This is a genomic window from Microbacterium sp. LWS13-1.2 (assembly GCF_040144835.1).
Classification (GTDB): domain Bacteria; phylum Actinomycetota; class Actinomycetes; order Actinomycetales; family Microbacteriaceae; genus Microbacterium.
This window is the reverse complement of sequence record NZ_CP151632.1, coordinates 3,632,654-3,651,421: the sequence shown is the minus strand read 5'-3', so window position 1 is coordinate 3,651,421 and position 18,768 is coordinate 3,632,654. Positions and strand designations below refer to the sequence as shown.

Below are 18,768 nucleotides of genomic sequence, written 5' to 3'. Positions count from 1 at the left end.
ATGGACTGGTTGCAGATACTCTCCAACACGCTGTCGTCGATCCTCAGCCCGGCGACGATGGGCTACGCCCTGGCGGCTCTCGGACTCGCGGTGCACTTCGGCTACGCCGGCCTGATCAACATGGGCATCGCGGGCTTCATGGCCATGGGCGCCTACGGCTACGCGATCTCGATCCTGTCGTTCGGCCTCCCCTGGTGGGCGGGCGCCCTGATCGGGCTCGGGGCGGCCGCGATCTTCGCGCTGATCCTCGGCATCCCGACCCTTCGTCTTCGCGGCGACTACCTCGCGATCGTGACGATCGCCGCGGCCGAGGTTCTGCGGCTGCTGTTCCTCACGACCGCGTTCGACGACGTGACCGGCTCGGCAGACGGGCTCAGCGGCTACCACACCAGCTTCCGGGCATCGAACCCCATCCCGCGCGGCGAGTACGGTTTCGGGCCCTGGGTCTACAACGAGACCGGGTGGTGGGTGCGCATCATGGGCATCATCACGATCGGCATCGCGGTGCTCGTCGTGTGGATGCTGATGCGCAGCCCATGGGGGCGCACGCTCAAGGGCATCCGCGAGGACGAGGACGCCGTGCGCTCGCTCGGCAAGAACGTCTTCTCCTACAAGATGCAGGCGCTCGTCCTCGGCGGTGTCCTCGCGGCGGCCGGCGGCATCGTCTACGCACTGCCGTCCGCGGTCAGCCCGGGCGTGTACGTCACGTCGCTGACCTTCTTCGTCTGGACGGCGCTCCTCCTCGGTGGAGCCGCGACCGTGTTCGGTCCGCTGCTGGGCTCGCTGATCTTCTGGGCGCTCCAGACATTCCTCTCGAATGTCCTGCCGGCGATGGCCGAAGCCGGCTGGCTGTTCGGTCTGTCGCAGATCCAGGCGGGCACACTGCGCTTCATCCTCGTCGGCGTCGCGCTCATGCTGCTCGTGATCTTCATGCCTCAGGGACTCCTGGGCAACAAGAAGGAGCTGACCTTTGTCAAGTGAAAGCGCCCCGGTCACCGGCGCCGCGCCGGTCGCCCGGCCGAAGACCACCGGGCTTCACGTCGGCGATGCGGTTCCCGGCGTCCCGAAGGTCGACCCGATCATCATCGCCGACGACGTGCGCCGTTCCTTCGGCGGCGTCAACGCGGTCGACGTCGAGCACCTCGAGATCCCGCGCAACGCGATCACCGCGCTCATCGGGCCCAACGGCGCCGGCAAGACGACGCTGTTCAACCTACTCACCGGTTTCGATCGCCCGGATCATGGCACCTGGACCTTCGACGGAAAGTCGCTGTCGGGCGTACCCGCCTACAAGGTGGCGCGCATGGGTCTGGTCCGGACGTTCCAGCTCACCAAGGCCCTGGGCCTGCTGACGGTGATGGAGAACATGAAGCTCGGCGCGAAGAATCAGCGCGGCGAGAAGTTCTGGGGCAGCCTGATCCCCGCCCTGTGGCGATCGCAGGATGCCGAGTTCGAAGACCGCGCGATGGTGCTGCTCGAGAAGTTCAAGCTCGACGCGAAAGCCGACGACTTCGCCGCCAGCCTGTCGGGCGGCCAGCGCAAGCTGCTCGAGATGGCACGGTCGCTCATGACCGAGCCGACGTTGGTCATGCTCGACGAGCCGATGGCCGGGGTCAACCCGGCACTCACGCAGTCCCTGCTCGACCACATCCTCGACCTCAAGGACCTCGGCATGACGGTCCTGTTCGTCGAGCACGACATGAACATGGTGCGCCACATCGCCGACTGGGTCATCGTCATGGCCGAGGGCAAGATCGTCGCCGAGGGCGACCCCACCACGGTCATGAACAATCCCGCCGTGATCGACGCCTACCTCGGCGCCCACCAGGAGCTCGATCTGGGCGTCGTGACCGGCCGCATCGACATCGTCGAGGCCGATCCGACGACGGATGCCTCGGCATCTGCCGCGGCGGATGCCGCCGCACTCGTCGACGCGGGCGTCGCGGAGGAAGAAGCAGAAGAAGAGGAGGACGGCCGATGACCGCTCCCACCGCGACGGGCACACCCGTCGTCGTCGTCGAAGATGTCCACGCCGGCTACCTGCCCGGGGTGAACATCCTCAACGGCTGCAGCCTCGTCGCCCATGAAGGCGAGCTGATCGGCATCATCGGCCCGAACGGCGCCGGCAAGTCGACTCTGCTGAAGGCGATCTTCGGGCAGGTGAACGTGCGCAGCGGCACGATCACCCTGGAAGGCGACGACATCACCGGCCTGCGCGCCAACAAGCTCGTCGCCCGCGGCGTCGGCTTCATCCCGCAGAACAACAACGTGTTCCCGAGCCTCACCATCGAAGAGAACCTGCAGATGGGGCTCTATCAGCGCCCGAGCGCCTACAAGGAGCGGCTCGAGTTCGTCACGGGGATCTTCTCCGAACTCGGCAAGCGGCTCAAGCAGCGCGCCGGATCGCTCTCGGGCGGCGAGCGCCAGATGGTGGCGATGAGCCGTGCGCTCATGATGGATCCCAAGGTGCTGCTGCTCGATGAGCCGTCGGCGGGCCTCTCCCCCGTCCGGCAGGACGAGGCATTCATCCGCGTGTCCGAGATCAACAAGGCGGGCGTCACCTGCATCATGGTGGAGCAGAACGCGCGGCGCTGCCTGCAGATCTGCGACCGCGGCTACGTGCTCGACCAGGGCCGCGACGCCTACACGGGATCCGGCCGCCAGCTGCTGAACGACCCCAAGGTCACCGAGCTGTACCTGGGCACGCTGGGCACCTAGCGAACACACCCTTCGACGATGGGGACGGATGCCGCGGCATCCGTCCCCATCGCTTTCACCGCGAACCTCATCTGACCTCCGAGACTGCGGGTGTCAACCGCTGTCTCGGCGGTCAGGTGAAGTCTCAGTGACTGCTGTAGGCGGCCTCGAGATGATCGGCGGCCCCGGCGGCGGCCTCGACAGCCGCCCACGACGCGGAACGGCCCCGGGTCCGAGGACCCGGGGCCGTTCGCGTCAGGAGACGATCAGCCTTCGTAGGCCGCGTACGTGTTGTCGTCGCCGAACTGGTAGATGCCGATCGACGCCTCGGTCGGGTCGCCGACCTCGTCGAACGTGATCGGGCCCGAGATGCCGTCGTAGTCGGCCGTGCCGCCACCGACGATGATCGCGGCGCAGTCGGCGTACGTGTCGCACTTCTCGCCGTCGCCCGAGCCGCCCGAGACCTCGATGAGCTTCTCGGCCATCGCGGTTCCGTCGGTCGTGCCCGCGGCGAGCGCTGCCAGCGCGAGCAGGATCGTCGCGTCGTACGACTCGGCTGCGTAGGTGAACTCCGTCAGCGGCTCGTTGCCCTCATCGGTGTTGAAGGTCTGGAGCGCGTCGGTGAAGTCCGTGATCGCGTCGAGCGACAGACCCGGGAACGTGCCCTTGGCTCCCGTCAGCGAACCTGCCGGGAACTGGTCGCCGAAGTTGGCCAGGTTGCCGTCGACGAAGTAGAGGTCCTCGGCGGGGTACTGCCCGAACAGGCTGGGGAGGATCGTCTTGACCTCTTCGAACGTGATCAGGGCGATCGCGTCCGGGTCGGCCGCGAGGACCTCGGAGATCTGCGCGTCGAAGCTCGTGTCACCCGTGTTGTAGGTGGGAGCCGCGACGACCTCGCCGCCGGCGGCCTCGAACGCCTCGGTGACGTACTTGGCCAGGCCCGTGCCGTACGAGTCGTTCAGCACGATCATGCCGAGCGTCTGGTGCCCGTCTTCGGCGATGAGGTTGCCGAGCACCTCGCCCTGGAGGACGTCCGACGGGGCGGTACGGAAGTACAGACCGTTGTCGTCGTAGGTCGTGAACGCGTCGGATGTGTTCGCCGGCGAGAACTGGATGACGCCGGCACCGGTGACCTGGTCGATGAATTGCAGCGACGTGCTCGACGACGCGGCGCCGATGATGGCCGAGACGTCCTCGCCGAGCAGGCGCGGGATCTCGGTCTCGTACGCCTTGTTGTCGGTGTCGCCCGAGTCGCCGAAGACGACGTCGAGGTCGAGCCCGGTGTCGGCGGTCGCGTCGTTGATCTGCGACATGGCGTAGGCCACGCCGGCCTCCTCGGGCGGGCCGAGGAACGCCAGGTTGCCGGTCTGCGGCAGAGCCGTGCCGAGCTTCAGGCTCAGCTCGTCGACGGGCCCCGCACTCTCGGTGGGCTCGTCGCCGCCGTCGCCGCCACCGGCGCAGCCGGCGAGGACGAGGGCGCTGGCGCCGATGAGCGCGATGCCACCGAGGACGGTGGACGTGCGCGAGCGGGTGAAGACGCTCATGTTGCTCCTTGCTGTGTAATGGCAAACGGGAACGGCTCGGGCGCCGACCCAGTGCACTAAACCTAATCGCCGCCGCGCTCCAGCAATGTTGCCTTTCGTTAACGATCTGTAACAGCTTGAAATCCGTGATCGGCGGGCAATTCCACGCCTCCGGCAGACGCCTCGCCTGTGGACGGATCATCGCGGGTCCGCCTCGCGCGGCCCCGCGTCTGCTCGATCCCGCCCGAACCGGGCCCGCATACCCCTTGCCGGTATACACTGGTCATCGCGGTACCCCACAGGGGTATCCCACCCCGACAACACGAGGAGAAGAGATGGCTGAGGCCCAGTACAAGGTGACGGGAATGAGCTGCGGGCACTGCGAGGCGTCCGTGCGCGGCGAGGTGTCCAAGCTCGCGGGCGTCGAAGACGTCCAGGTGAGCGCCGCCTCCGGCACCCTCACGATCGTCGCCTCGACGGAGCTGGCCGACGACGCCGTCATCGCGGCCGTCGACGAGGCCGGCTACAGCGCGGTCCGGGCCTGATGGCCGCGGCCTCGACTCCCGCCCGGGTCGAACTCGAGATCGGCGGGATGACGTGCGCGTCGTGCGCCGCACGGATCGAGAAGCGGCTCAACCGGCTGGACGGGGTCGAGGCGTCCGTCAACTACGCCACCGAGAAGGCGTTCGTGAGCGTACCGGCGGGACTTGACCCGCAGGCGCTCATCGATGAGGTCGTGAAGACCGGGTACACCGCCGCCCTTCCGGCCTCGCCCGCCGCCGAGCCCGCGCCCGACGTGGCCGATCCCGAGCTGACGAGCCTGCGCCAGCGCCTCATCGGGTCGATCGTGCTGTCGGCACCGGTGATCCTGCTCGCGATGATCCCGGCGCTGCAGTTCACCTACTGGCAGTGGGCGTCGCTGGCGCTCGCCGCCCCCGTCGTCGTGTGGGGCGCCTGGCCGTTCCACCGGGCCGCGTGGATCAACCTCCGCCACGGCGCCGCCACGATGGACACGCTCATCTCACTGGGCGTCTCGGCCGCGTTCCTCTGGTCGCTCTACGCCCTGTTCCTCGGCCACGCCGGCATGCCCGGCATGACGCACGCGTTCGAGTGGTCGGTGACCCCGAGCGACGGGGCCGGCGACATCTACCTCGAGGTGGCCGCCGGGGTCACCACGTTCGTGCTCGCCGGCCGGTACTTCGAGCAGCGGTCCAAGCGCCGCGCCGGCGCGGCCCTCCGCGCCCTCCTCGAGATCGGCGCCAAGGACGTGGCGGTGCTGCGGCCGACGGGTGACGAGGTCCGTGTGCCCATCGCCGACCTGCACGTCGGCGACGAGTTCGTCGTGCGGCCGGGCGAGAAGATCGCGACCGACGGCGTCGTGGCCTCGGGCACGTCGGCCGTCGACGCCTCGATGGTGACGGGCGAGTCCGTGCCCGTCGAGGTCGCCCCGGGTGACGCCGTCGTCGGCGCCACGGTCAACGTGGGCGGGCGCCTCGTGGTGCGCGCGACGCGCGTGGGCGACGACACCCAGCTGGCCCAGATGGCGCGCCTCGTCGAGGACGCGCAGTCGGGCAAGGCCCAGGTGCAGCGCCTCGCGGACCGGATCTCGGGCATCTTCGTGCCCATCGTCCTGCTCATCGCGCTGGCGACCCTCGTGGGGTGGCTGCTCACCGGGGCCTCCGCGTCGATGGCGTTCACCGCGGCCGTCGCCGTGTTGATCATCGCCTGCCCGTGCGCCCTGGGCCTCGCCACCCCGACCGCGCTTCTCGTCGGCACCGGCCGCGGCGCGCAGCTCGGCATCCTGATCAAAGGTCCCGAGGTGCTCGAATCGACGCGCACCGTCGACACCGTCGTGCTCGACAAGACGGGCACCGTCACGACCGGCCGCATGACCCTCCTCGACGTCGTGGTCGCGCGCGGTACCGTGACGTCGGATGCCGCAGCCGGCGCCCGTACCGAGCTGCTGCGTCTCGCCGGAGCGCTGGAGCACGCCTCCGAGCACCCCATCGCGCAGGCGATCTCACGCGGCGCCGCCGACGAGACCGGACCGCTCCCCTCGGTCGAGTCGTTCCAGAACGTTCCGGGCAAGGGCGTGTCGGGCGTCGTCGAGGGGCACGCCGTGCTCGTCGGACGCGAGTCGCTGCTGGCGGACTGGGCGCTGGCCCTGCCCGCGGAGCTCGCCGCCGCGAAGGCGTCGGCCGAAGCTCTGGGGCGCACCGCGGTGCTGGCGGCGTGGGACGGCGAGGTTCGAGGCCTCTTCGTGGTCGCCGACCAGGTCAAGTCCACGAGCGCCGAGGCGGTCGCCCAGCTGCGGGCACTCGGGCTCACCCCGGTGCTGCTCACCGGCGACAACGCCGCAGCGGCCCGTGCGATCGCCGACGAGGTCGGAATCGAGCGCGTGATCGCCGAGGTGCTGCCGCACGACAAGGTCGCCGTCATCACCCAGCTGCAGTCCGAGGGGCGCGTCGTCGCCATGGTCGGCGACGGCGTGAACGACGCCGCGGCCCTCGCGCAGGCCGACCTGGGCCTCGCGATGGGAACGGGGACGGATGCCGCGATCGAGGCATCCGACATCACCCTGGTGCGCGGCGACCTGCGCAGCGCGGCCGACGCCATCCGCCTGTCGCGCGCGACGCTCGGCACGATCAAGGTCAACCTGTTCTGGGCCTTCGCCTACAACGTGGCGGCGCTGCCGCTCGCGGCGCTCGGCCTCTTGAACCCCATGATCGCGGGAGCGGCGATGGCATTCTCGAGTGTCTTCGTTGTGGGCAACAGCCTGCGGCTGCGACGGTTCCGCAGCCTCTCCGGCGGCCGATCCGATCCCTCGCGGGCGAAAGCGCCCGCTGCTGCGGAGGCGATCGCCGCCTCCTAGCCGAGCTGCGACCTGCGCGCGACCCCGCCCCGGATACATGATGGACGTTGTTCAGAATGAAGGACTCACAGACATGACGATCGACACGCACGGCGAGACGGCCCTCGACCACGCGGCGTCGCCGGAGGGCGACGCCTCGCACCACGGCTACATCACCGACAAGGACAAGTACCTCAATCGCATGAAGCGCATCGAGGGGCAGGCTCGCGGCATCCACAAGATGGTGGAGGACGAGAAGTACTGCATCGACATCCTGACGCAGATCAGCGCCCTCACCTCCGCACTCGAGGCCGTCGCCGTCGGCCTGCTCGACGACCACCTGCGTCACTGCGTGGTGGATGCGGCACGCCTGGGCGGCGAGGCCGCCGACGCCAAGATCACCGAGGCCACGCAGGCCATCGCCCGCCTCGTGCGCTGACCTCAGACGCCGGCGCGCGACCGCCGGGCGTGCAGCACCGAGTCGACGGTGAGCACCATCAGCGCCACCCACACGAGTGCGAAGCCGATCCAGCGCTCGAGGGGCATCGGCTCGCCGAGCACGAGCCACCCGATCAGGAACTGCAGGATCGGCGCCACGAACTGCAGCAGCCCGATCGTGGTCAGCGACACGCGGCGGGCGCCCGAGGCGAACAGCAGCAGCGGCACGGCGGTGATGACGCCCGTCAGACTCAGCAGCACGGTGTGCTGCCATCCGCTCGACCCCATCGTGAGGCCTGCCGTCGCGCCCACGATCGCCAGCACGACGACCGCGATCGGCGTCAGCCACAGCGTCTCGAGGGTGAGACCGCTCACGGCGTCGACCGAAGGACCCACCTTCTTCTTCGCCAGCCCGTAGACACCGAACGACGCCGCGAGCGTGAGCGCGATCCACGGGAAGTCGCCGTAGCCGATGACGATCACGGCCACCGCCGCAGCGGCGATGCCGATCGCCACCCACTGCGTCGCGCGCAGACGCTCGTGCAGCACCAGTACGGCGAGCAGCACGGTCGCGATCGGATTGATGAAGTAGCCGAGGCTGGTCTCGATGACCTGGTCGCTCAGCGCCCCGTAGATGAAGACCTGCCAGTTGACGTAGATCAGGAGACCCGCGACCACGGTGAGCCCCAGCACCCGCGGCTGCCGGAAGATCGCCGCCAGCCGCGGCCACGTGCGCGTCACCGTGAGCAGCAGCGCACAGAAGACGAGGGACAGCAGGATGCGCCACGCCACGATCTCCCACGGACCCGTCGGCGCCAGCAGCAGGAAGTACAGCGGCAGGAAACCCCACAGCAGATACGCGCTGAACGCGTAGACGCCGCCCAGCGTGCGCTCGCGCGCGTCGGCGGCGGCATCCGCCACCCGACGGCTGCCGGTCGTCACACCGAGGTCGAGCGCCGTCGAGGGGTCGAGCCCGTCCACGGTGCCACGTTCCGACGGGGACGACTGCTCGCGACTCACCGAGTCAGCCTACGCCCGCCCCACGCGGTGCCGGCCCGCTGCGCCGGGCCGCAGCGTCCGTTCCCTGCCGAGCCTGCACGGAATCCTGCCACGCGGCACCGGAATAAATACCCGGGACATGACGAGAGGGCCGGATGCCGAAGCATCCGACCCTCGAGGTCACGCGCAGTGCGCGGAACTCAGCGAACGACGACCGCCAGGACGTCGCGAGCCGACAGGACGAGGAGCTCGTCACCGCCGAACTTCACCTCGGTGCCGCCGTACTTGCTGTAGATCACGCGGTCGCCGACGGCGACGTCGAGCGGGATGCGGTTGCCGTTGTCGTCGATACGACCCGGGCCCACCGCCACGACCTCGCCCTCCTGGGGCTTCTCCTTGGCGGTGTCGGGGATGACCAGACCGCTGGACGTGGTCTGCTCGGCCTCGACCTGCTTGATGACGATGCGGTCCTCGAGCGGCTTGATGGAAACCGACACGGTCTACCTCTTCTTTCTTGAGACTAAGACTCGTTAGCACTCTGACGTTGAGAGTGCTGATGACAGTCTAGGCAACGGTCTGGCACTCATGCAACGTGAGTGCCAATCGTGACGTCATACCGCGCGCGTCGCAGACACCTGGCGGAAACACAACTGTTACATGCTCTTGAGGCTTTGTCGGGCCCCGGCGTATCATCACAGCAGCGGCTCACTCTCTGGGGAGTGAGAACGCTGCGAGTTCGGGGGAGCTCGCACACGATGTGGGGGCATGCTTCAACATGGCTGAGCGGTATTTCCTGGCTGTGGATCTCGGGACCAGCAGGCTGGGGGCAGCGACAGCGCGCGTCGCTTCGGACGGCAGCATCACGGCTGCGGCGTTTCCACTCGGGCGACGTGCGGACAGCGTCGCGACGGTGGTCTTCGTCGCCGAGGATGGTGATCTCCTCTTCGGGGATGCGGCGGAACGGCGCGGCGTCACCGCGCCCGAGCGACTGATCCGCGAGTTCAAGCGCAGCATCGGCGACGACGTGCCGCTGGTCGTGGGCGATCGGTCGATCCCGGCCGAGCAGCTGTACGCGCAGACCGTGGCGGGCGTCATCGACGCGGTGACCGAACGCGAGGGTGGCGCGCCGGCAGGTGTCATCGTCACGCATCCTGCCATGTGGGGTCCGCACCGTGTGGGAACGATCAGCTCGGCGCTCGCCGCGCTCGGCATCCGCGACGTGGAGTTCATCACCGAGCCGGAAGCCGCGGCGCGGCACTACGAGGCGTCGCGCGTGCTCGAGCCCGGAGAGACGCTCGCCGTCTACGACCTGGGCGGCGGCACGTTCGACTGCGTGCTGCTGCGCAAGACCGAGACCTCGTTCGAGCTCGTCGGAGAGCCGATGGGACTCGACAATCTCGGTGGGGCCGACTTCGACGACGCCGTCGTGCGCCACGTGCTGCGCTCCGCGGAGGTCTCCCCCGAGGCGCTGGACGACTCGTCCGCCGACGCGCGGGTCGCGCTGTCGCAGCTTCGTCGCGAATGCGTCGACGCCAAAGAGGCGCTGTCGTTCGACTCCGACGTCGTCATCCCGGTCCTGCTGCAGGCCGGCCGCTCGAGCGTGCGGCTGACGCGCGCCGAGTTCGAGGACATGATCGATCCGTACGTCACACAGACGGTCGACGTGCTCGAGGATGCCCTCGAAGCGGCAGAGGTCGACCCCGAGCAGCTCGAGTCGGTGCTGCTCATCGGCGGATCATCGCGGATCCCGCTGGTCACGCAGCGGATCTCCGAGCATCTGGACCGCCCGACCGCGATCGACGCGGATCCGAAGGCGTCCATCGCGCTCGGCGCGGCGCACACGGCGCTCATCCGCGCGATGGATCGCGAGATCGCCGCTCCGGGCGAACTCGTCGTCTTCGAAGGCGCCTCGGCCGGCGGGCTGGAGCTCCTCGTGCCGGCTGGCGCTGCGCTCGCGGCACCGGTCGCCCCCGTCGCGGCATCGTCGCCTCACGGCGCGCGCCACTACATCGCCATCTCAGCCGCGGCGGCCCTCGTCGCCGCCGCGATCGTCTTCGGCAGCACCATGACGCTCGGCAACGGCAGCGGCACCTTCCTGTCGCTGTCGGGCTGGGAGCAGGTTCCCGCACCCGCCGACCCCGACGCCGAGGCCGAGGCCGCCGCGCAGGTGGAGCCCGCCGGTGACACGAACGCCCCCGAGACGGCGACGGCACCCGAGCCGGACAAGGGGTCGGGCGGCGGCACAGCGAATCCGAAGGCCGGGAAGCCGACCCCCCGGAGCGACGCTCCCGTCTCGAAGGCGGGGCCGAACAAGTCGACCACCACGACTACCACGACGAAGGAAGGCACGTCCACGAAGCCGGCCGCCGGATCGTCGGGCACCACGCCGACGTCGAGCGGCGACGACACGCCGGGGCAGACGACGCAGCCGCAACCCGAACCGACCACCCAGCCGGAGCCCGAGCCGACGACGCAGCCGGAACCGGAACCGGAACCGACCACCCAGCCGGACCCAGCGCCGGAGCCGGAGCCCGAACCCGAGCCGGAGCCCACGACTCCCCCGGCCGACCCCGAGCCGGAGCCCACGACCCCACCGGCCGACCCCGAGCCGGTCCCCGCTGATCTGCAGCCGGCCCCTGAGACCTCACCCGCTCCCGAGATCGTCCCCTGACGCCGGGATCGCCTGGGGAATCTCATGTCAACGCCGACAGCCGTACTGGCTACGTTCTTCGACGCCGCCGACTTCACAGGATCGCGGCACGCGCATCCTCTTATCGACGCTCTCACCACACAGGACACGCCGCCTCGCATGCTCATCTCGGGCAACGCCGGATCGGGCAAGTCGACGATCCTGCGCGGCGCGCAGCGATTCCTCACCCGCAACCGTGTGCCGCTGCACCTGCTCGGGCCCGACACCGACGTGACGGGCGTTCCCGCCGCCAGCGTGCTGCTCGTCGACGATCTGCATCTGCTGCCGCCGGCGCAGATCGAGGGCCTCATCGCGCGGGCCGCGGATCCGGACACCGCGCTCGTCGTGACGAGCAGGCCGTGGCCGAGCTCGCACCAGCTGGCGAGCATCGCACGACACCTGGAGCGCAGCCGCCCGGCGGTCGTCCTCGGACACGTGACGCGCTCGGACGTCCTGGACTACCTCGCGGGAACCGGTCGCGACATCCCGGCGCCGTGCCTGGATCACATTCTCGAGATCACCGGCGGCGTCTCATGGCTCGTGTCGGCGGCACTGTCGGCACACGACGAGAGGGACTGCGCCGACGACATCGACCACTCTGCGCTCGGTCGCGTGCTCGAGCAGAGCGTCGCACACCGCCTCGGGGTGGTCGACACGGACGTGAGACGAGCGGTCGAAGCGGTCAGTGTGGCGGCGGCGGAGGAGAATCCGCTCGACTCCGAGCTGCGGGGCGACTCGGACGGGATCCTCGTCCAGGCATACGCCGACGGCCTGCTTCTGCGCAACGGGCGTCCGGTGCCCGTCGTGCGCGCCGCCGTCCGCGCAACCCTTCCCACCCGCCGGCTCGTCGAACTACTGACGACCCATCCCGGGGGTGTCGACCCGGCAGCCCCGCACGGAACCGACTGGCTGTCGGACGTGTCCGACCCTCGTCTGGCGGCTGCGCTCGTCGAACGCGGGGACCAGTTGATCGACGCGGATCCGGTGCGCGCCGGCAGCTTCTACCGCGCCGCCGCCGAGGCGGGGACCTCGTCGGCCGACCTACATGCGAGGCGGGCGCAGGTGGCCTGGGCGACCGGAGACGTCGACGGCGCCGCGCATCTCATCGATGAGGCCATGGCGTCCGGCGAGCGCGACGCCGCCGTGGACGCCCGGCTCGCCGATGTCGCCGCGGCGACCTGGTCGATGCGTGGGATGCTGCAGACCGGGTGCACCGTCTACGACGTGCTCCCTCCCGCGTCGGCCGAGGCATCCGCTCGCGAGTACATCACCCGGATCGGCGTCGGGGATCCTCGCGCGCAGGATGACGAGAGCAAGACGGCGACGGCCGCGCTCGCGGCGCCCTCGACCCTCACCGTTGCGATGAAGCTCGTCCAGCGAGGTCTGCGTGCATCGATGCGGGCAGACCAGGCGGACACCGCGCTCGCCGACCTCGTTCGCGGATCCCACCTGTACACCGCGTCCCGGTCCTCGGCACCCATGCCGGAGCTTCCCGCCGTGATCGCCGCGGTCGCCGCGATCAGCTCCGGCGACCTCTCGACGGCGCGATCCGTCATCGACGCGGCCATCGAGGGTCACACGGGAACACCATGGATGCTCTCCCGGCTGCTGCTCTGGCGCGCGTGGATCGCACTCGGTCTCGCTCAGGGCGGGAAGGCGCGCGAGGACCTCGATGCCGCCCTCGCCCTCGCACCGACGCCGGTACCGCGGGACGACCTGCTGGCGCACGCCATCCGCGTCGGCCTCGCGCGACGGTACGAGGATGCCGCAGGCCTCGCCGAAGCATGGGAGTCCGGGCGCGACAGCCTGCTGGACGCCGACGTCGACCTCTACACTCTGCTGCCGGTCGCGGAACTCGTGACCGCCGCTGCACGCGTCGGTGACGAGTCGGCGACGCAGCCGCTGTTCGCGCAGGCCTTGCACATCGTGGAGTCGCTGGGTTCGCCGCCGCTCTGGGCCGCGCACCTGCGGTGGGCCGGCATTCAGCGCGGGATCCTGCTGGACCACCCCGACTACCTCGGCCCGCACGCGCACGCGCTCGTCGACGCCGCGCCCGGCAGCCGCGTCGCGGCGACGATGGCCACCGCCGGGCGCCTCTGGACGTCGGTTCTCGCCGGGACGGTGGACGCCGACGCCGTCGAAGCCTCGGCCCAGGGGCTCGGCGCCATCGGGCTGCGGTGGGACGCCGCACGTCTCGCGCGACACGGCGCCAACCGCTCGGACGACCGAAAGGTCTCGGCCCGCCTGCTCGCGTGCGCGCGCGAACTGCACCCGCAGGAGACCCGCGCGACCGATGCGTCGGCGGAGAGCTCCCCGGCATCCCGCGCGAGCGCGGCCGCTGGACTCAGTGAGCGCGAGACGGATGTCGCGCGACTGGTCGTGCAGGGCAAGACGTACGCCGAGATCGGCGAGACGATCTTCATCTCGCCGCGCACGGCCGAGCATCACATCGCGAGCATCCGGCGCCGACTCGGAGCGACGTCGCGCTCGGATCTGATCGCCAAACTGCGTGTCGCGCTGAGCCCGAGCGGCCCTTCCGCGGACGGGGACACCTGATGCCCTCGCCTGCCCGCGCAGATCCCCGTGCCGTCCCCCATCCGCATCGGGGAAACCCCCGATTCACCGAACACACCAACCACCTACTCTCGAGAATGAGCCTCGAAGTGACAGGAGCCGAGACATGACAACACCGCTCGCAACAATCGCCGATGCACTGATCGAGTTCATCCTCAGTCTGCTCAATGACCCCGCGGCAGCCGCGGAGTTCGAGGAGGACCCGCAGGGCACGCTCGCCCGCAATGGGCTCAGTGACGCGTGCGTCGACGACGTCCGGGCCGTCGCGCCGGTCATCGTGGACCGTCCCGACGTGTATCCGAAGCCGGCGGGACCGCCGGCCCCTCCCGGACCTCCGAAGCCGACGACCGTGGAGAAGGAGATCACGAACATCACCCAGTCCTTCTCGATCGACAACCGAGCGACCATCGTCGACCAGTCGGTCAACCAGAACATCTGGGCGGACGGCGACGTCAACCAGATCTTCGACCAGGAGGCTGTGGTCAACAGCGGCGACAACGGCGCCGCCGCCGGCGAGGACGCCACCGTCGACAACTCGAACGACACGACGACCGTCGGCGATGTCAGCATCGGCAACGAGGACACGACGACGAACATCGACGGCTCGTTCAATGACGGTTCGACCAACACCGAGACCGACATCGAGGTCGGCGTCGAAGACTCCGTCAACGACAACTCCACGGATGTGGCGGTCGATGTCGAGGTGGAGGAGTCGTTCAACGACACCACCACGACCGAGACGGCGACCGACGTCGACGTGTCGAACGAGGGCAACTACGAGTCCGACGACGCGACGGCCATCTCCATCGACGAGACTTACATCGAGCCGGAGTCCGAGGAGGACTTCTGAGGCCCGACGTGACCGATACGGAAGACGACGACCGCTCGCGCGCCTTGGCACACCCAAGGCGCGCGAGCGCGCGCCCGAAGCCTCAGCCGCCGAGCTTCGGAGATACGGCGCCGCCGACCGGCACGGCGATCGGTCGCGTGCCGGTGGCGAAGGTGCCTGCCTCCGAGGTGGTGGCCCCCCAGTCGAGCCCCTCACGCGACCGGACTCCGCCACCTCCACCTCCATCGCGAGAGCGGCGTGAAGCGCCGGAGCGTCCGCCGACGGCGAGCCCGAACGTCGCGCCCGTTCTGACGAAGCGTCCGCCGCCGTTCACGGTGCGCCTCAGTCAGCTCCTGTGGGTGCTGAGCCTTCTCGCCGGTGGCGTCGCGGTCGTCTACCTCTTCGTGATCCGCGAAGACCAGGTACCGCTCATCACGGAGGTCGTGAAGGGCGTCGCGGAGGGGCGCAGCGAGGAGACGTACACGGCTGCCGCCGACATCCTCTTCTGGTCCGTCTTCGCCGTGGCAGTCACCCTACTGCTGATCCAGATCGTGCTGCTGGTGTCGTTCTCGAATCGCAAGCCGAATGCCCGGTGGTGGCAGCTCGCGACGGTGGTGGGACAGATCGGGCTCTTTCTGCTGTCGTCCGAATTCTTCGCCACGGGTGAGCACGGCCCGGTTCTTCGCCAGGTGCTCTTCGCACAGTGGTCGCTAGCCCTCCTCGCGCTCCTCTTCAGCTCGTTCCGGGGCGCTCTGCAATGGACCGCCCGCAAGTACGACGTCCGTCGGGCCGGGGGCGGAGAGGGCGACTTCTGACGCCACCTCCTCGAGGCTGCGGATCACTTGACGGGCGACCTCGACCGTCGCCCGTTCCGCGATCGGAGACGCGCTGAGCCTCCGCCAGCGCGCCAGCAGCTCCTCGACCTTGTCGCGCAGCTCTGGCTGCGTCGCCGAATCGGGAAGCCCGAGGCGGGCCGATGCGGACGGGCCCTCACCTCCGATGATCCGCTCCGCCTCGGTGGCGTCGGACCGGCTCAACGGCAGATCGGACGATCGTGCGCGCGCCAGGAGCGACAGCTCGCGCAGCGTGTGCGCGGAGGCGTAGATCCGCTCCACTCCCCCGACGATCGTCTCGGTGCCGGGTCGCGGGCTGTCGCGCAGGAGCGTCTGGAGAGCGTCGAGCACGCCCCTTATTTTGAGCGCCGCCGCTCGCGTACGGAACTGCAGCCGGATGAACTGCTGGAGCTCGTTGAGCCCGCTCTGCTGCACGAGCTGCTCCGACAGCTGTGTGGAGTCGGTGGCGCCGGTGCGGATGAGAGCGCTCGCGAGACGTACGCCGAAGATGCCGAAGCGGCTCAGGAGCTGACGGCGAACCTCCTCGCTCAGCGACGTGGATTCCGCGGGTCGCGCGAACCGATCGGCAGAGACCATGAGCGCCTCTCGTGCCTTGCGCTCGAGGGAGGCCAGCTCCTGGAAAGAGGTGAACTCGTCCTCGCGCATCGTCCGTGCGCTCTCGGCGAGCAGTCCGGCGACCGGGACCACTCCGAGCGACAGCGCCGCAAGCTCGCCGTCCTTCTCGTAGCGCCGTGCGACCTTGCCGGCCGACAGCAGGGAGTCGATGCGGCCGGCGCCGATCTCGTCGGCACGCGACAGCACGGCCACGGCGTTGACCGTCTGTGAAGCTCCTGCGGCGGTGTCGCGGAAAGACTCCAGGAACTTGAGGTCGGACGCGTGCATATGGCGCATGAGGTACACGATCGCGTCGGCCGAAGACGGCTCGGTCTCGGGAACGAGGAAGTCCGTGGAGCGCGCCGAGACGTCCTTCGAGAGCGATGCGATGCCCGGCGTGTCGATGAGGATGAGATTGCGCAGCCCGGTCGACGGCCACCCCACATCGATCCACGCCGTCTCGTCCGGCGAGATGTCTCCGAGCTCGAGGACGAGGCGACCCTCCTCGCGATGGATCGGCATGCGCCGCGGCGGCCCGTCGTGGGGGTGGAGCGTGATGGTGGGCGTCGCCGAGTACCGGTACCACGTGACCACCCGGGTGCACTCGCCGGCGTCGGTCGGCGCGAGCCGCTCGCCCAGCATCGCGTTCAGGAGTGTGGACTTCCCGGCTTTCACCATTCCCGCGATGGCCACGCGCAGCGGCTCCCGGAGCCGCCGATCCAGGTCGGACAGCACGTCCATCGCCGCAGGGTCGTCGATATAGAGCTCCGATGCGGCGCGGATGAGGGCGGCCGTATCGTCTTGGGTGGTGGTCCTCACCGCTTCGCCGCCTCCACGGCCCGCGCCGGGGGCAGTGCGGGGATCTTGGCCCGGAGTGCCTCGAGCTGCTGCACCTGGGCGTTCAGCTCCTTCACCCGCTTCTCGCTCTCTCCGGCATAGGTGCCGGCCGCCTGCTTGGCGGCGAGCATCGCATCGGACAACGAGCGGTGGATCTCGTCGGCCATGCTGCCGAAGTGGTCGCGCGCCGCCCGCTGGACGAGCCGCAGGCGGTCTTTCAGCTGCTTGCCCACCTGGAACTGCACCTCATCGAGGTACTTGCGGACGAGCGACTTCGCCTCGAACCGCCGGCGGGACAACCGCGAGCTCATGTCTTCGCGATAGGCGCGGCGGCCGACGAGGACGCCGGCGAGGAGCGAGAGCGGGTTGATGAGGGTCAGGCCGATGAGGCCGGTCGCGAGGCCCACCATGAGCACGCCGCCATACGAGCCGCGGACGCCGATGAAGATCTTCTCGGCCGCGCCCATCTGACGATGGCCGAGGTCGGACAGACCCTCGACCGGGTCCAGCACGCCTTCGGTGTCGCCCACGTCGATGAGCGGGAGGCCCGCTTCACCTTCGCTGAACAGCTCCGCGACCTCTTCCGACAGCCACCGTGAGCGCTCGTCGGTCCACACGAACGTCTCCGAGACTGCCGCCGACACGCGCTGGTCGAGCCATTCGGTGATCTGGTCCCAGATGGGGCCGGGGTCGCCCTCGTCGATCGCATCCTCGGCCTCACGCTGCACCTTGCGGAGCCGGTCACGGAGGTCGTGCTCCATGTCCGAGATGAGGTCGGCGACGCCGTCGTTCAGGGTGATCTGCCATTTGGACGAGCGACCGCGGAACTCGTCGGCGCGCGCCTTCGCATCTTCGAGCTGCGCGATGAGCCTCGGGGTGTTCTCCGGGTGGAGGATCGCCTCGAGCTCGGAGGTGAGCGACATCTTCAGCTGCTCGACCACCGACACCAGATCATGCACGGCGCTGCGCGCGTGGATGATCTCCGCACGGCCGAGCACCTCCTGCCGGAGGTGCGCCACGAGCGCGGGGAATCCGGACTCGCTGTTGAGCTCGCGGTCCTGCTCCTCGGCGGCGATGAGGCGCAGATCGCTGGAGACCGCGAAGATCGGGACGTCCCCGAGGTCGCCGAGATGCGCGCGATCGATGCGCTCGATGTCGCGCCACTGGGGATACATGTCGGTCTTGGCGAGCACGGCGGCCACGTTCGGCGACACGCGCATGGCGTGCTTGAGGAACTGCACCTCGGGCTCGGTGTACTCCTGCGAGGCATCGGACACCAGCAGGACCGCATGCGCAGATGACAGCGCCGCCAGAGTGGCGAGGGCGTTCGTCGAGTCGAGGCCTCCGACACCGGGCGAGTCCACCAGTCGCAGTCCGCCCTTGAGCAGCTCGCGGGGAAGCACGACCTCGGCGGCGACGACTCTGCGCTCATTGGCGGGATTGCCGCGCTCCGACACGAACTGTGCGATGTCCTCCAGCGCGATCTGCTGACGGACCGGCGCCTCGGACTCATTCGCGGACTGCAGGGTCACCCATGCATCGGGGGTCGCGGCATAGCCGACCGAGGTCGGCACGCTCGTCGCCACGTCATCGTCGACGGGGCACACCGGGGCGTTCACGAGGGCGTTGATGAGCTTGCTCTTGCCCTGCTTGAACTCGCCGACGACGATGACCCGCACGTTGGGGTCCTGCAGTCGTTCGTGGGTGTGCTCCAGACGCCGCGCCAGGTCTGTGCGCCCCGTCGATGAGGCGAGCTGACCGACGTTGTCAACGATCGTGACGAGCGCCTTGCTCGACGAACGCTCCACCGCGGACGGCGCCGCCGGCTCGGCATCCTCCCGGCTCGGCTTCTTGACGGCTACAGCTTCAGACACCTGAGTCCC

General features: G+C 69.3%; 15 protein-coding genes. 10 read left to right on the top strand and 5 right to left on the bottom strand.

From position 1 onward, the window contains the following. From MRBLWS13_RS16865 to MRBLWS13_RS16855, 3 genes are read left to right on the top strand one after another with little or no spacing between them, the layout of a single operon-like run. Entirely contained in the window at positions 1 to 981 is a 981-nt protein-coding gene (locus MRBLWS13_RS16865) for a branched-chain amino acid ABC transporter permease (protein WP_349426477.1), read from the top strand. Beyond that, positions 971 to 1,981: an ABC transporter ATP-binding protein gene (locus tag MRBLWS13_RS16860; protein ID WP_349426476.1), complete on the top strand. Its 1,011-nt coding sequence runs from the start codon at positions 971 to 973 to the stop codon at positions 1,979 to 1,981. The genes MRBLWS13_RS16865 and MRBLWS13_RS16860 overlap by 11 nt, the downstream gene beginning before the upstream one ends. Next, positions 1,978 to 2,718: an ABC transporter ATP-binding protein gene (locus tag MRBLWS13_RS16855; protein WP_331912077.1), complete on the top strand. Its 741-nt coding sequence runs from the start codon at positions 1,978 to 1,980 to the stop codon at positions 2,716 to 2,718. Before MRBLWS13_RS16860 ends, MRBLWS13_RS16855 begins: the two co-directional genes overlap by 4 nt. 245 nt (positions 2,719 to 2,963) lie before the next feature. Here MRBLWS13_RS16855 and MRBLWS13_RS16850 read toward each other — a convergent pair whose 3' ends face one another. Then, on the bottom strand, positions 2,964 to 4,241 hold the full coding sequence (locus tag MRBLWS13_RS16850; protein ID WP_349426475.1) for an ABC transporter substrate-binding protein: 1,278 nt from the start codon (positions 4,239 to 4,241) through the stop codon (positions 2,964 to 2,966). A 314-nt stretch (positions 4,242 to 4,555) separates the two neighbouring features. Between MRBLWS13_RS16850 and MRBLWS13_RS16845 the strand changes: the two genes are divergently transcribed. From MRBLWS13_RS16845 to MRBLWS13_RS16835, 3 genes are all read left to right on the top strand, one after another. Continuing rightward, positions 4,556 to 4,765: a heavy-metal-associated domain-containing protein gene (locus MRBLWS13_RS16845; RefSeq protein ID WP_349426474.1), complete on the top strand. Its 210-nt coding sequence runs from the start codon at positions 4,556 to 4,558 to the stop codon at positions 4,763 to 4,765. Next, entirely contained in the window at positions 4,765 to 7,092 is a 2,328-nt protein-coding gene (locus MRBLWS13_RS16840) for a heavy metal translocating P-type ATPase (RefSeq protein WP_349426473.1), read from the top strand. Before MRBLWS13_RS16845 ends, MRBLWS13_RS16840 begins: the two co-directional genes overlap by 1 nt. A 73-nt stretch (positions 7,093 to 7,165) precedes the next feature. Beyond that, positions 7,166 to 7,510, top strand: a complete 345-nt coding sequence (locus MRBLWS13_RS16835) for a metal-sensitive transcriptional regulator (RefSeq protein ID WP_349426472.1) — start codon at positions 7,166 to 7,168, stop codon at positions 7,508 to 7,510. A gap of 2 nt (positions 7,511 to 7,512) precedes the next feature. On the opposite strand, the gene rarD is transcribed toward MRBLWS13_RS16835, so the two are convergent. Continuing rightward, positions 7,513 to 8,430, bottom strand: coding sequence for an EamA family transporter RarD (rarD, locus tag MRBLWS13_RS16830; protein WP_349429087.1), 918 nt, complete (start codon positions 8,428 to 8,430; stop codon positions 7,513 to 7,515). A 278-nt stretch (positions 8,431 to 8,708) separates the two neighbouring features. Continuing rightward, on the bottom strand, positions 8,709 to 9,005 hold the full coding sequence (gene groES / locus MRBLWS13_RS16825) for a co-chaperone GroES (RefSeq protein ID WP_308867967.1): 297 nt from the start codon (positions 9,003 to 9,005) through the stop codon (positions 8,709 to 8,711). 278 nt (positions 9,006 to 9,283) lie between these two features. On the opposite strand from groES, the gene MRBLWS13_RS16820 reads away from it, so the two are divergent. From MRBLWS13_RS16820 to MRBLWS13_RS16805, 4 genes are all read left to right on the top strand, one after another. Continuing rightward, a complete protein-coding gene (locus MRBLWS13_RS16820) occupies positions 9,284 to 11,179 on the top strand; it encodes an Hsp70 family protein (protein ID WP_349426471.1) in 1,896 nt (631 codons plus the stop codon). Positions 11,180 to 11,203: 24 nt separating this feature from the next. Further along, a complete protein-coding gene (locus MRBLWS13_RS16815) occupies positions 11,204 to 13,753 on the top strand; it encodes a LuxR C-terminal-related transcriptional regulator (RefSeq protein WP_349426470.1) in 2,550 nt (849 codons plus the stop codon). Positions 13,754 to 13,877: 124 nt separating this feature from the next. Next, positions 13,878 to 14,621, top strand: coding sequence for an IniB N-terminal domain-containing protein (locus MRBLWS13_RS16810; protein WP_349426469.1), 744 nt, complete (start codon positions 13,878 to 13,880; stop codon positions 14,619 to 14,621). Between the two features lie 314 nt (positions 14,622 to 14,935). Beyond that, positions 14,936 to 15,415, top strand: coding sequence for a hypothetical protein (locus MRBLWS13_RS16805; RefSeq protein ID WP_349426468.1), 480 nt, complete (start codon positions 14,936 to 14,938; stop codon positions 15,413 to 15,415). Here MRBLWS13_RS16805 and MRBLWS13_RS16800 read toward each other — a convergent pair. Next, positions 15,311 to 16,867: a dynamin family protein gene (locus tag MRBLWS13_RS16800; protein ID WP_349426466.1), complete on the bottom strand. Its 1,557-nt coding sequence runs from the start codon at positions 16,865 to 16,867 to the stop codon at positions 15,311 to 15,313. The two genes, MRBLWS13_RS16805 and MRBLWS13_RS16800, sit on opposite strands and share 105 nt — an antisense overlap. Next, entirely contained in the window at positions 16,864 to 18,759 is a 1,896-nt protein-coding gene (locus MRBLWS13_RS16795; protein ID WP_349426465.1) for a dynamin family protein, read from the bottom strand. Before MRBLWS13_RS16795 ends, MRBLWS13_RS16800 begins: the two co-directional genes overlap by 4 nt. Positions 18,760 to 18,768: the final 9 nt, after the last annotated feature.